16 protein-coding genes are annotated in these 15,265 nt (G+C 37.5%); 9 read left to right on the top strand and 7 right to left on the bottom strand.

All coding sequences use genetic code 11. The features are described 5' to 3' along the window. Nucleotides 1-266: 266 nt before the first annotated feature. Nucleotides 267-854 carry a Crp/Fnr family transcriptional regulator gene (locus BLT04_RS14435; RefSeq protein ID WP_089756505.1) on the top strand — a complete coding sequence of 196 codons (588 nt, stop codon included), beginning with the start codon at nt 267-269 and terminating at the stop codon, nt 852-854. A 67-nt stretch (nt 855-921) separates the two neighbouring features. Then, entirely contained in the window at nt 922-1,599 is a 678-nt protein-coding gene (locus tag BLT04_RS19000; RefSeq protein WP_185114307.1) for a hypothetical protein, read from the top strand. 124 nt (nt 1,600-1,723) lie between these two features. Here the strand turns inward: BLT04_RS19000 and BLT04_RS14425 are convergent, their stop codons facing one another. The 5 genes from BLT04_RS14425 to BLT04_RS14405 all read right to left on the bottom strand — a co-directional run bounded on the left by BLT04_RS14425 (nt 1,724) and on the right by BLT04_RS14405 (nt 5,980). Continuing rightward, complete coding sequence (locus BLT04_RS14425) at nt 1,724-2,830, bottom strand: alkene reductase (protein ID WP_089756504.1); 1,107 nt, start codon at nt 2,828-2,830, stop codon at nt 1,724-1,726. A 25-nt stretch (nt 2,831-2,855) separates the two neighbouring features. Then, complete coding sequence (locus BLT04_RS14420; protein ID WP_089756503.1) at nt 2,856-3,749, bottom strand: NmrA family NAD(P)-binding protein; 894 nt, start codon at nt 3,747-3,749, stop codon at nt 2,856-2,858. A 100-nt stretch (nt 3,750-3,849) separates the two neighbouring features. Further along, the gene (locus BLT04_RS14415) at nt 3,850-4,803 is read right to left on the bottom strand and encodes an NADP-dependent oxidoreductase (protein WP_089756502.1); all 954 of its coding nucleotides are present in this window, start codon (nt 4,801-4,803) and stop codon (nt 3,850-3,852) included. 167 nt (nt 4,804-4,970) lie between these two features. After that, nucleotides 4,971-5,693, bottom strand: coding sequence for a helix-turn-helix domain-containing protein (locus tag BLT04_RS14410; protein ID WP_089756501.1), 723 nt, complete (start codon nt 5,691-5,693; stop codon nt 4,971-4,973). A gap of 20 nt (nt 5,694-5,713) precedes the next feature. Then, nucleotides 5,714-5,980, bottom strand: a complete 267-nt coding sequence (locus tag BLT04_RS14405) for a helix-turn-helix transcriptional regulator (RefSeq protein ID WP_317040699.1) — start codon at nt 5,978-5,980, stop codon at nt 5,714-5,716. Between the two features lie 641 nt (nt 5,981-6,621). Here BLT04_RS14405 and BLT04_RS18950 point away from each other — a divergent pair. The 5 genes from BLT04_RS18950 (at nt 6,622) to BLT04_RS14380 (ending at nt 10,193) form a co-directional block, all read left to right on the top strand. Continuing rightward, nucleotides 6,622-6,768: a hypothetical protein gene (locus tag BLT04_RS18950; RefSeq protein WP_170828487.1), complete on the top strand. Its 147-nt coding sequence runs from the start codon at nt 6,622-6,624 to the stop codon at nt 6,766-6,768. Nucleotides 6,769-6,893: 125 nt separating this feature from the next. Further along, on the top strand, nt 6,894-7,316 hold the full coding sequence (locus BLT04_RS14395) for a MarR family winged helix-turn-helix transcriptional regulator (protein ID WP_089756498.1): 423 nt from the start codon (nt 6,894-6,896) through the stop codon (nt 7,314-7,316). 59 nt (nt 7,317-7,375) lie between these two features. After that, a complete protein-coding gene (locus BLT04_RS14390) occupies nt 7,376-8,320 on the top strand; it encodes an NAD(P)H-dependent oxidoreductase (protein ID WP_089756497.1) in 945 nt (314 codons plus the stop codon). Between the two features lie 8 nt (nt 8,321-8,328). Beyond that, nucleotides 8,329-9,195 carry a sugar phosphate isomerase/epimerase family protein gene (locus tag BLT04_RS14385; protein WP_228421971.1) on the top strand — a complete coding sequence of 289 codons (867 nt, stop codon included), beginning with the start codon at nt 8,329-8,331 and terminating at the stop codon, nt 9,193-9,195. A gap of 26 nt (nt 9,196-9,221) precedes the next feature. Further along, nucleotides 9,222-10,193, top strand: coding sequence for an LLM class oxidoreductase (locus BLT04_RS14380; RefSeq protein WP_089756496.1), 972 nt, complete (start codon nt 9,222-9,224; stop codon nt 10,191-10,193). Nucleotides 10,194-10,893: 700 nt separating this feature from the next. Here the strand turns inward: BLT04_RS14380 and BLT04_RS14375 are convergent. Then, on the bottom strand, nt 10,894-11,997 hold the full coding sequence (locus tag BLT04_RS14375) for a LytR/AlgR family response regulator transcription factor (protein WP_089756495.1): 1,104 nt from the start codon (nt 11,995-11,997) through the stop codon (nt 10,894-10,896). 161 nt (nt 11,998-12,158) lie between these two features. Between BLT04_RS14375 and BLT04_RS14370 the strand changes: the two genes are divergently transcribed. Both BLT04_RS14370 and BLT04_RS14365 read left to right on the top strand, forming a co-directional pair. Next, complete coding sequence (locus BLT04_RS14370) at nt 12,159-13,124, top strand: cytochrome P460 family protein (RefSeq protein WP_089756494.1); 966 nt, start codon at nt 12,159-12,161, stop codon at nt 13,122-13,124. Further along, a complete protein-coding gene (locus BLT04_RS14365; protein WP_089756493.1) occupies nt 13,121-13,591 on the top strand; it encodes a hypothetical protein in 471 nt (156 codons plus the stop codon). The genes BLT04_RS14370 and BLT04_RS14365 overlap by 4 nt, the downstream gene beginning before the upstream one ends. Before the next feature lie 369 nt (nt 13,592-13,960). Here the strand turns inward: BLT04_RS14365 and BLT04_RS14360 are convergent, their stop codons facing one another. Next, entirely contained in the window at nt 13,961-14,422 is a 462-nt protein-coding gene (locus tag BLT04_RS14360; protein WP_089756492.1) for a PA2169 family four-helix-bundle protein, read from the bottom strand. Nucleotides 14,423-15,265 lie beyond the last annotated feature (843 nt).

The following is a 15,265-nucleotide window of genomic DNA, read 5'->3' as shown; positions in this document are numbered from 1 at the left end:
GATCAAATCCTGAGTTCACAAATATTAAGGAACTGATCTGCTTTGCTAGCACAAACCAAAATCCATACCGATACCTGATGTCTGGTGCGTCAGCATTCGTAATCAAAATAATATGCTTCAATTAATACTATCCATTAAGACCGGGTTCAAAATTATTGTCACACCTATTCTGTAATATTGTTTGGCAATTCAATTTCCTAAATTGTAAGAGCGTTTTAAACAGTATAATTAAATTAGCTATTTTTAAATATAAAGTAACTGTCAAAATGATAAGTCCAACCGATCCAAAACCATCAGATTTTTTTCAATTCATAGAACATCATTGCCGCTTGGATGAAAAATCCGGAAGTTCATTACATTCTAAAATAAGGGAACAAGCGTATAAAAAAGGGGACATTCTTGTAGAGGAAGGGAAGATCTGCAATAAAATATACTTTTTAAATACCGGGCTTGTAAAAACCCTATTGACTACTGACAGCCGGGAATTTACGATGCGCTTCTTTTCGGAAGGCAATGTGTTTTCAGTGTTGGATAGTTTTATTCAACAAAAACCTTCCATTTATGATATTGTAGCACTCGAAGATTCTATGGTAAGCTATATTCTCTATGATGATCTTCAAACATTATGTCAGGAGTATCATCAGATCGAAACATTTTACCGCAAGCTCCTTTCTATGGCAGTTATTGAAATGATGAGCCGGGTGAGCCATTCGCTGGAGGAAACGGGAGTTGTTGCATATAACAGATTTTTAAAAGATCAGGGGCATCTCCTACAGCGAATAAGTCTGGCCGACCTCGCTTCCTATCTGGGAATTACCCAAGTGTCCTTGAGCAGGATTCGAAGGGTGAAATAGAGATTTTATCATTTGATAAATGCAGGCTCTAAGCGGATATGTAATTTGGCCAAAAATTCATACCGCTATGATCCATCCATTGTTCTTTAATCAAAAACTCAGCGTTGCTGTAGTACTCGTTATTACCATTGTTGCCCCAATAGCCGGGTATTTTTCTATCGGGCTTCCACCCGTCATTATCGTCGGTGGCTCTGCATGTATCGCATTCATTTGCTGGTATAAGACTTATTTAAAGAATCCTGTCAGTTCATCAGTGATATTACCGCTTTTTGTTCTTACGGTAGCCGCATTGCAGATACATATTATTGAGGAGTACCAGATGGGCTTCGCTCTCGCAATGAGCCGCCTATTCGGAATTCCATGGAGTGAAAAAAGTTTCCTGATGGTATTTGCGCTGGTAGGACCTACTGTTTATACGCTGACCTCCTTGGGTTTATATTACAGAATTCCGATTGCCGGATTTGTAGCCTGGTTTATTTTCATCGGCCCTGGTGTCGCTGAATTTTCGCACTTTATTTTTCCTTTGCTCAAACCTGATCTTTTAGCGAATGATCCTCATCCCATCACCGACTCGATTGCAGGTTCTGTCATAGAAAATATGCCTAATTACTACTATAAAACGACTGGAAAATACTACTTTCCCGGTATGTGGACAGCTGTTTTGCCAATGATACCGGGGTGTTTTGCTCTCATTAGATTATTTCTATTACAGAAGAAGCCGAATTCATCCGGTCAGATAAAGTAACATTAATTGAAATGAAGGTTGCCATTCTGGATACACCACATTTTTAAGGCAGATCACAAATGCTATCAATTAACAGTCCTGAGAACCATTTTATTTCTCAGGACTGCTTTTTGGATGGTCCGTATTATTGATCATCTCTGGATTTGATCTGCTTTTCCAAAAAGGGATAATCGATATAGCCACGATCATCTCCTCCGAACATGGTTGCACGATCCGGCTCATTAAGCGAGGTGTTTTTTTCGAATCTTTTTGGAAGGTCCGGATTGGCCAAAAATAAAGTTCCAAAAGATATCATCTCTGCATTGCCTTTTATCAGTTCAGCTTCTGCAGATTTCCTATCGTAGCCTGTATTGGCAATCACCGGATGTTTGATCATCGCGCTGAAAAATTCCATATCATTGATTTCAGGATAATGTGCGGGTGAAGGAAAATCAGGACTCTTCCTCATAAGCTCGACATAGGCGATATCCAACCTCTTTAGCTGTTCAATCAGATAAGTATAAGTTTGAACGGGGTTATCTAAAATCATATCTCCGTACGGATGAAAAGGGGAAATTTTAATACCGACCCGATCACCGCCGACAGCGTTGATCAGCTCCTCCATCACCTCTACTATAAACCGGGCTTTGCCGGCATGGCTTCCCCCATAGTCATCTGTTCTCTTGTTGGCACTTTCAGCCAGGAACTGATTGGGAAGGTAGCCGTTTGCGGCATGCAGCTCTACTCCATCGAAACCAGCTTCAATGGCATTTTTAGAGGCCTGTCCATAATCTTTTATGGTCTGCCGGATCTCCTCTGTCGTCATTTCCTGAGGAACTTCATATTCTTTCATTCCATCGCTGGTAAAATGCTGCATCCCTTTAATAGGAAGTGGAGACGGAGCCAGCGGTATTTTCCCATGCCTGTCAACAGAATGTCCTGCACGGCCGGTATGCCACAACTGGGCAATGATAATTCCGCCATTATCGTGGACTGAACTTGTTACCTTTCTCCATGCATTGATCTGCTCATCGTTAAAAATTCCTGGTGTAAAGGGACTTCCTGTTGCATCTTCACTGATCCGGATGGCTTCAGAGAAAATAAGACCTGCAGTGGCTCTCTGGGTATAGTATGTAACGGTAGATTGTCCTACTATACCGTCTTGATCAGCACGGCTTCTCGTCATGGCAGACATGGCCATTCTGTTTTTTAACGTCAGATTTCTTAATTGGGTATTTTCTAATAGTTTCATTGTTATGTTATTTAATGGTTGTTGATTATTGATGATAAGCCTCAGTATATACTTCTTTGGCAAATTCTTCAGCGGTGGTGGAAGTCGTTGAATTTTTATCCCTTTTCTGATAGTTGAAGATCCCTTCCTTGATGCCTGTTGCCATTTCCAGCAAATTGTCTACAAAATCCTCTGTAAAGCCGTTGCCCAAAAATATCTCTTTTGCCTGCTCCAAAGGAATCTGAGCATATGGCAGCTCCGGATTTCCGACGGCATTCCCGATGATCGAGGTAAATTCTCTCATGGTATAATTCCGGGGCCCCATTACCGGGTGGATGCTCTTGCCTGTAAAGTCAAGGTTGGCGAGATGGTGTGCTGCAATCTTTGCTACATCTTTTGTAGCGAACATCGGAATAGAATGATCCCCATCCGCAGCGGTCCCGTTGATCCCTTTAGTTTTGACAAGCTGTATAGTTCTCAAAAAGTTTTCCATAAAATAAGCGGAGCGGATATGCAGCACATTGACATCTTCCAATTGATTCAGTCTGACCTCCTGCTCTCCGGTGCCGCCCATCATCCCGTTTCCTTCATGCATATGAGAACCCAGGCTGCTCATATTGACAATATATTTGATTCCTGACCTTTTAATGGCCTCTATGAAATTCCCTGTTACCTTTCTTTGATATGCTCTTGTATTTTCAGCTTTCACATTATCAGGTAAGATCAGGAAGGCTGTGTCTGCATTTTTGAACGCAGCGGTGAGCATATCAACATCATTCACATCGCCTTTAACGATCTCTGCTCCCAAACTGCGCAATTGTCCAAGCTTTTCTATACTTCTTGCAAAAACGATTACTTGATGACCTTGGTTTAGAAGGATCTCTGCTACTTTACTTCCAACTGTTCCTGTTGCGCCCAGAATTACGATTCTTTTTTTCATTGTTTTAAAATTTAATTGATTATTGATATGACAAAGTTGCGATAATCAGTATCTTACAACTTGTATCAGATCACTGTTTTGGTGTATTTAATTACGTCGATTATGCATTATCGCTAATCTCCATAACGACTTTCCCCACATATCCGCCTTGTTCTGCATATTGATAGGCTTCACGAAACTGCGTAAAAGGAAATACTGTATTGATCACGATATCAAGGCCTTTGCTTACTGCATCCAGCAAAACTTCCGTGTACCGGGATTCCGAATTTGAAAGAAGCACTATATGCTTTTTTGAGGTAAAAAGATTTGCTAAAAGCGCCAGAGGAATTTCCACAGGTTGCGGCGTAGGGTTAATAAATATGGATTTGGGCTTCATCATTTTTTTCGCAGTGGTATATCCCATTTTGCCAGACAGGTCAACGACAATATCGTAGGTATTTTTTTGTGAAAGCATATGGCCTTTGGTATAATCGATCACTTCAGCGGCTTCCCATTTTTTCGCATATTCTGCTCCTTTAGTACTGGTTACCGCAGTGATATGAGCTCCTCGTTGCTTAAGCAACTGAAGCAGGATCATTCCGAATCCACCAGTAGCACCATTAATAAGAATCCTGCTCTCAGGATTTACTTTTCCCATTTTTTCAACAGCGGTTACGGCGGCCGTCCCGACAACAGGAAGAGAAGCTGCCTGTGCAAAGCTCAATGCTTCAGGCTTTTTCCAGATCAAAGATGCCGGAACGGCAACATATTCTGCTGATGCTCCTTCTTTCATGAGGTTTTTCACCACACCAAATACTTTGTCTCCGACGCTATGACCAGTAGCAGACGATCCTGTCTTTTCAATGATCCCTGCAAAATCAGCTCCCGTATTCTTGGGGAATCTGGAACCTGACATCAGCTTCATCTCCCCTTTTCTGATCTTCCAGTCCATGGGGTTGATGGAGAATGCTTTTATTTTAACCAGTACCTGATCAGATGTTATGGCAGGTTTTGGTTGTTCCAGCATTTGTAATACTTCTGTGGTCCCGAATTGTTGATAGGCTATTGCTTTCATGATTTCAATTTTTATTTGTTCATTTTGATAAGACAAATTTGCAGAGAATGAGATGCATAAACTTGTATCAAATCACTGTTTTAACAAATGAGCCGTATAAATTCCAGCAATAAAAAAGGGTATCAACACTATTGTCAATACCCTTATACGAGGATGTATTTATAATTTCAGTAAATCTGTATGAGATCGCTGCTGTATTTCAAAGCTTTGGGCGGCATTCCGAACATCTCATACATGTATTTGTTGAGTTGGGGAAGGTCATAGAAACCGGTATCATAAGCAATATCGGTGAGACTTCTCTCTTTATCGGTTAGCGTGAGGTAGATTGCCTGTCGCAGTCTCGTCCATAAAAGGTATTTTGAAAGGCTGCTGCCGGTCTGCTGCTTAAAAAGAGAGGCCAGACGTGACGGAGACAGAAAAACGATATCCGCAAAGGTCTGTGGCGTGATATCCGATCTGAAATAATGGTTTTTGATATACTCCACAATCTTGGTGACCCTTTCATCAAAGCCGGTAGCCGGTAATTTAGAGACCAGTGCGTCAATGATGATGTTGACATCAAGATTGTTTTCAGGAATATTAAATAACAGATTGGTCTCAGCGGGCGTATGGAAAACGATGTAGTCTTCATTGCCTTTAAAACTGCCTGATAATTCAAGACCGACTGTAGAGTAAGGCTCAATATTCAAAACGTTCAAGGTCCCATTATCTGCCGCACAAAAATGTTTGACATGCGGTTTGATCAGAAACCCGTGAATCCCTTCATACAAAACGCCGTTGATCGTCGAATTAAAACGAGAATCATTGGACAGCACGATCTGGTATGCAGAGTGGTGATGGATCTCAACCGTTAGATTTCGTGCCTGAAGACCCAGGATAAATTGGTTCATTATTACTTTTTATAAATGATCTAATTGAATGAATGTCTGAATTCCAGGGGAGTCTGATTGGTTTTGCTCTTGAATAAACGGGTAAAAGACTGCGGATAATCAAACCCCATGTGATAGGCGATCTCAGAGACCGACAGATCAGTGGTGGACAAAATTCCCTTTGCGGTCTCAATAAACCTGTTATGAATATGCTGTTGTGTGTTAAGCCCTGTTAACGAACGAAGCATATCACTCAGGTAGCTTGCCGAGATATGTAACTGATCGGCCAGGTTCTGTACGGTGGGCAAACCCTTCTGCAATTCCTCATCATCGTTAAAATAAAATTCCAAAACTTTCTCAAATTTCTCGACAAGATGGTCATTCACCGCTTTATATTAAAAAATTACCAACAGACCTTAAAAGTAGGTCCCAAAAATAAAAATGCGAAATAAATAATCAAAACTGAAATCAAAACATTAACTATTTTTATAATAAATGACTATCAAAGCTATATCTTTAGCTAATTATGAAAAAAGAATCTGATCCCGGATACCTAAAAAGATTTTTTTCAGCAGTGACCACCGAATATATTTGTTATAGAAAATCAGGCAGCGTCATATGGACTCATCGTTTTTAAAATATGATCTGCTTGCTGCTTGTAAAATTAAGAAATATTTTGAAATGCTTCTATTTAGAAGAATCAGATCTATTAATGGACTGTGTCCTAACAAAGAATACTATTCAAAATAAGTAATAAAAGTACTGAAAATGCTCTTATTCTAATGCTTTATGCATGAATATATTAATTTGTTTAATACAGGCTTTGAAAAAAGTTCTTAAAAAAATCAAAAAATGTCCAAAATTGTACTATTCAAATGTCTTTAACAAAGCTTTAAAACAAATTTATAACGAAACAATGTTACTACTACTTCACAAAGAAATGCAAAAAATGAGTCAATTATCACCCAAAGAAATGCAGGAAACTGCAGATGCTCATATGAATCGTAATAAAGAATTAGCCGTAAAAGAACATCTGATTTCAGGAGATGGATTACATGAAAAAGAAATGCTCATCAAAGAAAAGACTTTGCCCTAAAAATTTGAAGCCTACAAGTGATCATTTATTTCACAAAGTTGAAATATATAGTTAATATATTATAAAGAATAAAACAAAACGATAAAATAACTTGTATGTACACGCATTTTTAATATCTTTGCATCATGAAAGACATTAAGGAACTTTTAGAAAACTGTTTATATTTCTCTTCAGGGCAATTGTTTAGGGAAATCAATACGCTTGCAGAAATCAATTTTGCGCCTTTAGGTCTGACACCATCTTATGCATTTTTGTTGATGATTATTCATGATAAAAAGGAAGTTGCAACAGGAGATGCCGCTAAAATAATTGGTCTAAATGCATCAACAATAACCCGTTTAGCAGATAAATTAATAAGCCGAAAACTTATTAATAGAAGGCAAGAAGGTAGAAATATATATTTAACCACTACAAATGAATTAACGGCTTTTATTCCTAAAGTTTATGCATGTTGGGAACAACTTGGTGTTGATTACACTATTGTTTTAGGAGAAGCTTCTGTAAATGACCTTAAATTAAAAATAAATTTAGCGAATAAAAAATTCTAGTATTTTTTTAAACCATGATATATGTATGTACAAGCAATTAATTAAATCAAATTAAAAAAATGAAAACACTTATCGTATTATCACATCCTGATTTAGAGCAATCTGTAGCGAATAAAAATATTATAAGACATCTTCAGGAAGATGTTAAAAATATTGAAATAAGGCATTTAGAAAAATTATATCCAGACTTTAATATTGACGTACAAGCAGAGCAGAATGCATTGTTGTCTGCAGATATTATTATTTTTCAATATCCCTTTTATTGGTATAGTTCCCCCGCAGCCCTAAAACAATGGATTGACAAAGTCTTGACTTTTGGTTTTGCTTATGGAGTTGGTGGCAACAAACTGAAAGGAAAAAACTTCCTTCTGTCAGTTACTTTAGGGGGCCCAACAGAATCGTATACCCCTTTAGGATATAATAAATTTACTCTTGATGAATTTATAAAGCCAATTCAGCAAACCGCCTATATGACGGAAATGATTTATCACGGATCCATTCATACTAACCGAAATGTATATGTAGAAGGGATGCTAAATTCTAAAAGTGAGATTAGAGTAAATGCAAAAAATCATGCAAATCAAATATCTGATTTTATTGAAACATTACGAAAAGGGAATACTCACAAAATAGAAACCTTTATGAAAAAATGGTTTGAGCATTTTGATCAATTAGATGAAAATGGTTTTTTCTTACAATACTTATCGAGCGATTTGAAAATGCAAATTCCTGACCATAATGAATTTATCGGACACGATGGATTTAATAAATGGTATAATGAAGCTAAGACCAATTTTATCGGATTGACGGCTCACCATCTTTCTAATATTGAAATTATAGAAACTTCAAAGAACTTTTTTGAAATCACTTTCAACGTAAGATATGTTGCTCAAACTAAAGATAATAATATCGATATTTTCCTGAAAGAAAGTTGGCAATTGGTCTGGAACACAGTCAGCGAACGACCATTAATCTCAGAATATTTAGTAACACAAATAAAATAATTAATAATATGGATACAAAAATGACAATCATCCCGCAAAAATTTTATGCAATGGATTTTGCTTTTTATAACAGCATGGGACTATATAGCTTTCAAGACCGTTGTGAAATTATTAAAGAAGTTGGCTATGATGCTATGCATTGGGTGGCTTGGGACGGTAGAAATTGGGAGGAAGCTTTGCGTTTAGGTACGGTAAAAGAAAAATTTGACCTTGAAGTCGCTGGGGTTTATATTGTTCTAGACTTGTCCCTCGGAGAGCATGACATTCGAAATAGCGGTATTTTGAAGATGTTAGAAATTATGCCAGAAGGTTCTACTGTTGAGTTGGCAATACAGTCAGCGGGTCGAGGAATTAGACCTTCTGAGGAAACTGGAGATGTTCCTGTAATGGCTTGGCTAAAAAAGGCACTTCTGATTGCGGAACGCCGTGGAATTAGAATTTTGTTGTACACTCATATTCAACATTGGATTGATAAACACAGTGATGCACTTCGTGTTTGTGAGAAAATGAATCATCCGAATTTAGGAATGATTTTCAGTAGTGGTAATTGGTATATGGGAGAAGGAAACAATTTATCACAATTGCTAAAAAAAGGGATGCCTTATATCAAACAAGTCAACCTAGCAGGAGCAAGACGTAGTCCTCTTGGTTTTTTTAAAGTAGCTACAATTGAACCATTAGACATGGGAGAGTTAGATAATTTTGCAGTAGTCGCGCTATTGAAACGGATGGGTTATACTGGATATATAGGCTATACGGGTTGGGATGAAGGTGGTGATGTATACAATAAATTGGAACGTTCGCTTAAAATGTTAAAAGATATCGACCGTCGCATAAATGCACATCCACATTGGGGCAATCACCTCAATTTTTAATTAACAATTAATAAACCAACTTATAGATGTTGTCATTATCAAAACAGCCTTTTACTGAACAACCTGGATTTAAAAGGACCTATCAACCCAATAAATTAACTCTGGGATTATTTTACCCTATTGAGGCTTATCAGGGAGAAGCCCCAACAATGGAAAACCATATTGAAATAGCACAACAAGCTGAAGATGCTGGTTTTGCTGCATTGTGGATAAGAGATGTGCCACTTAGGGATCCCAATTTTGGTGATCTGGGACAAATTTATGATCCGTTTGTTTATTTGGGGTTTCTTGCTGCCAAAACAAAAAATATTGCACTTGCAACTGGAGCGATTGTTTTACCTATTCGAAATCCATTACACCTTGCGAAAGCTGCTACCAGCATTGACCAATTAAGTGGAGGCAGGCTATTGCTTGGATTGGCTTCAGGAGACAGACCAGTCGAGTTTCCAGCCTTTGGAGTCGATATGAATGAGAGGGGTGAAATTTTCCGTGAGTATTTTGAAGTGCTCCGGAAATTTCAAAAAACCAGTTTTGAAACTATTGAGTGGAGCGGTGGATTACTCTCCAGAGCAGATATGGTTCCAAAACCAGTTACACAGGAAGTCCCACTGCTAATTACCGGTCATAGTCAACAATTATTAGATTGGATTGCAACAAACGGACATGGTTGGGTCAGCTATCCAAGATCCCCAGAACAACAGAAAAATATAATACAAGAATATCGCTCTGCTGTTCAAAGAAATTGTGGAACTCAATTCAAACCATTTTCACAATCATTATATATTGACTTATCGACTCAGCCAGATGCTCCGGTACAACCTATTCATCTTGGTTATAAGATGGGAAGAAATGAGCTTTTAAAATTGCTTGAATTGTTAGAAAGCATTGGTGTAAACCATGTGATTCTTAGTTTAAAATACAGTCAGCGAGCAGCAAGTGAAGTTATTGAAGAATTAAGGAAATATATAGTGCCAAGATTCCCTAGTATTATGAAATAATAGCCAAAACTATTATCATATCTGCTTCAACGGAAGCAAACATACCTGTTAAGAAGAGAAACATGATAAGATAAGATCTGATTATGAAGAAGTTATACAAATACAAAAAAACTCTAAAATATTGGAATATTTATTTAAAAACGATTAATTTACAGCTATAAATTAACGATAGAGGCATTAATTCTATTTATACAACCTGTTATCGATCGCGATTCGAGCGAAACTGCGACCATATCAAAACGCTTTACGCCACAATCATCAAAAGATGATTTATTCTGACTGAGGCCAGATTCCAAACACGTCAGATTTTTGGAAAAAGAAATGATGCGTTATTATGTCAAAGATGACGGATAATATAACTTATAAATTTGCAAAGAAAAATGATTTTTAGGCTAACTATAAGAGTTTCCTTACTCAAATACCTTCAAAAAACATTATTCAGGCTTCGGAAGATTGCGAAATCAGATAATTAAAAGATAGTAAACCCTTGTAACAAGAGCTTTGAAAGGCACTATTTTTTAAAAGGACTCCCACAACGATTGGTTTAGCAAGCCAGGAGGGAACATCTGGTACATTAAAGGTTCTGGCAGTCTTAATATATCTTCACAATTCAGAAATGTTTGGATTCAGAAAATCGACGGACCTCTGCTTACACATATTGCTCACAAGGCGCAAATGAGGAGCTAAAATTCCAGGTCTATCACTGATCCAGCCATTTTTTGAATTCTGCCACTCTATTTTTGCTGATCAGAATATCGTCTTCACTTTTTGGAGTAACAATAATTTTAAGTTGGTTTTTCCCATAAATAAGGATTTTGCTTATAGCACTGATGTTAACAATGTATTGGCGGTTTGCTCTGTAAAATTTAAATTGATCTAACATTCTTGCCAATTCGTCCAGGCTTGAATTGATAGAAAATTGGTTTCCTGAATGTGTTTTAATATAAACGATATTATTTTCAAGAAAGAAATATGCGATTTCGGTGGCCTCAAGAGAGATCAGTTCATCTTTATGATAGGTGATGAGCCTTTTCTTAAGATTTTCTGCAGCTTCGTCAGCAGTATCTTTGTCAGCATTCGAGTTGCTATGGATTCGATTCAGTTGGTTATTCATCGCTGTAAGCGCATTAACTTCATTATTAAGATCATTAACTTGGCGCTCTTTATAGCTTTCATATTTTTTATAGATCATCCGGATCAAGAAGAAGCTACTTCCTAATATAATTAATGTCGCCAATAAAAAAATAAGCAGAAATCGAAGATATAGATCGGATATCTCCTGCCCAATCACTCTGGTATTGATATGGGAAGCAAGCATCCAGTCACTTCCCGCTACCGGAGAGACGCTTACAATCTCGGAAGAACGATTGGAAGTCTTACTGAAATTACGGATACCTGTATTTTCTTTTCCCGAATTCAGAACATCAATAAAATCTGAAGTGGTCTCACCGGAAATAAAATCTGAATTACTTTTATTAATAACCTGTCCTACCAGCGCAGGATCTGGATGGCAGAGCTCAATACCTGTCTGATCATACATACAGATAAAACCACTCTCGGTATCTGTATTAACAATGCTGTTCTGAAGGTTCTGAATGACCTTTTGTTTCGAAAGACCACTTTTGAGCTGCAGTTCCAACAATTTCCCAATCTCCCTCGATTCTCTTTTTCCTGCTTCCAATTTACCGTTGAAAAGTTCCTGCCTGGAAGACTTGTATAGATATTGAAAAGAAAGAAAACTAATAAGCAAAATAACAAAGCCGACCGCCAAAAAAGTAATAGTGTAAAGTTTGAATTTCTTCATCGTATGATCATTAAACTCTTATATATTTCAAAAGTAATGATTTATTTACAGGCTGATATTCCTTTTCGTAGTGATTTTATTCCCTTTCACCCATATATTCCGGATGTAATGTTCTGATTACACATAACTTTGGTTTATATTTAATATATAATCTTTTTCTGATGAAAAACAAAAATAAACTATTGCTGATTCTGTTAGCGATCTTTATCGGACTGCAATTTTTCCGCCCGAAAGGAATCGATCACGGAACAAAAAGTCCGGATCTTGTGAATGTTCCCAAGCAGGTCACTTCTATTTTAAGATCATCCTGCTTCGACTGCCATTCGTCAGAAGTTAATCTACGATGGTATGATCAACTGACGCCGGCCAATTTTCTGGTTGCCTCTCACATAAAAGAAGGACGGAAAGCTTTGGATTTCTCAAAATGGGCTTCCTTGCCAAAAGCTCAACAAAGTGCTACGATCTTCTATTCCATTAATAAGATTTTATCTGACGAAATGCCGATTCCTAGTTATGCTGCAGTTCATTCTTATGCAAAGCTGAATCAAAGCGAGATTAATATTTTAACGAATTATGCTCTAACACTGTCCCAAAGAAAAATTACTGACAGTTCACAGATCAGTTCAGCTGAGAGACAATATAATGAATGGATGAACGGACAACTAAAACATTCGTCAGTAAAGCCGTCACCCAACGGATTGCAGTATATTCCGGATTACAGAAACTGGAAAGCAATTAGTACGACCGACCGCTTTGACAATGGCACCATGCGTATCATATTCGGTAACGAGATGGCCGTGAAAGCCATTCGGGAAAAACAAACAAACCCCTGGCCCGACGGAACTGTTTTTGCAAAAACAGCGTGGAAACAGCAGATACAGAAAGATGGCAACATCAGGACAGGAGAATTCATTCAGGTAGAATTTATGGTAAAAGATATAAAAAAATACGCCAGCTCTAAAGGATGGGGCTGGGGACGATGGAAAGGAAATGATTTGAAGCCCTATGGAAATTCTCCGGATTTTGATAAAGAATGCATAGAATGTCACAAACCCATGGAGCAGCAGGACCACGTATTCACCTCGCCTATTTATTTAATTTCCCAACTTAAAAAGATCCAGAAATGAAAAATATCAGTAAAGCCTTGTTTTGTTTTTTAATGATAGTTTCATGCGAAGAACATCATAAAAATACACTGAACTTTTCGGCATCAATTCAGGAAAACGACGAATTAAAGGAAAATCCTCTTCTGATGAAGCCTATCACAACTTCCATACAACCTAAAGATAGCACTATGTCAACGCTTTACGGCAATGATATTGCTTTTGATTATGCCCAACATCATTCGGATTCTCATTATCCTGAAAATGCTATCTTAAACGAAGTAACCTGGAAGCAGAAACCTGATGAAGTGTGGTTTGGAGGCAATATTCCAAAGGAAATTTATTCAATAGAAAGAATTTCTTTTATCAATTCCCAGTCGGTATATGAAAGGTACGAGGGGAAACAGCTGCGTTTGATCTCTGGCTACAACGCTAAAGATGATCGAAGAAAAATGGTTATTTTGGACCAGAGGATGGCCGTGTCGCCTTAGTTCTTTTTTCGGCTTCTACCTCAATTGAAATAAATTCCAAGGCGATTGTTTTGGCTTTCTTTTGAAAAGTCTGAATCGCACCTAAATCAAACCGTCGTAGCCAAAACGTCATTTGCTCTATAACCTAATGAAATAGTCTTTTCATTGAGTGGTGAGTGGATTTGACCTGCTGAAAGTGCTTTAAAATCTCCCTTCCCTTGTTCTCCACAGGAGCAGACGAAGAGCCGTATAGTAAATGTAGTCTAAGACTCCATTTGCGAAATTTTCTATAACCAATCTGTGTTTTAGCAAAAACACAGATTGCCAATGCATGGGATCTGAAAGACAAAAAAGCCGTCTCACATTGATATGGACGGCCTTTTATAATTTTTATTGCTGTTTCGCATTATCACGAAGGGCTTTGATCTTATCATGGGAGGAACGAAGTGACTGCTGTTGGTCTCGGAGAAGCACTTTAGTTTCTTCCATCACATCTGCATCTTCAATGGCAGACTTGTAAGCTTTTTGAGCAGCATCTTCCCCTGCCTCGCAATTACTGAGAACAGAAATCCGATTGCCGCCGGAAAAAGCAGCTCTTACATCCATCCACGCACGGTACAATTTCCCCGAAGTAGTTGTTCCACCGTCAGTAGATCCTCCATAGGATATTATTTTCCTTTCAAGCTCAGATTTGTATGTCCTGCTCTCACTTATCATTTCGGAGAACAGTGATTTCAGATCGCTATTTTCGCCGTCTTGCAATTCTTCAATGGCTTTTTCATAGCCTTCGATTCTGTCGTTGTTGATCTTAATGAGGTCATTCATAGCCTCGATACATGCATTGTGGCTCATAATTTGTTATTTATTGATTGATTCCAATTATTTTACAAAGACCGTTCCAGAATAATTATAATTTTCAAAATCTAATTATTATTCTATTTGTAAATTCTTTGGGTACTATATTAACCGTCCAATCAAATAAGATCTGGATATAATTGGCATCTCGGACCGTACAGTACATTACGGCCGGAGGGATTTCATCTCACATCAGAAGGAGGATTATTTCAACTATTTTCCGCATTCTTATGTCATCTTCTTCCACAAATTATCTTTATATACTACTAAAGTACCGATAAAATCAATAAATTAAACAATAACATAATCATATTAACAGTATTAATGAAATGATAGACAGAAAATTGAATCTAAATATTTAATAGAGTATAAACTTCAGTTTACAGTGTTTCCGAGAATAAAAACATACACTTTAAAACTGTGATTAAGTATTTGGCGGCATTGAAGAAGAGATTGACAGTGAGCTTCTTCCAGATTATAATGACATCACCCCTTAAACTTTAAACTCTGAAGCAGAATAGCTGAAACTGTTAATTGATGAGTGGAAAATTAAATTTGTAAGTTGAGTTTGAAAATTTTCGAGACCGAAGAATGGAAGTGATGGATTTATTTTAGTAAACCAGCAGTTTATTCAAATGAAAAGATATTCGATATGCATTCTGTTCGCACAGTATGTGTTAAATAACGATAAGTAATTATTTCCATCCCACGAAGGCGCAGGATGCAGAGGACCGATAATTACAATAATTTTAAAGACAAGTAAAAATTTTCGCTTACAAAAAGAGAAGATTATGCAAAGGCTTTATTTTTGGAGCGTCAAGGAACACACAAGCAATGGGA

Source organism: Chryseobacterium soldanellicola (assembly GCF_900100115.1).
Taxonomy (GTDB): Bacteria; Bacteroidota; Bacteroidia; order Flavobacteriales; family Weeksellaceae; genus Chryseobacterium; species Chryseobacterium soldanellicola.
This window is presented reverse-complemented; position numbering and strand designations above follow the sequence as displayed.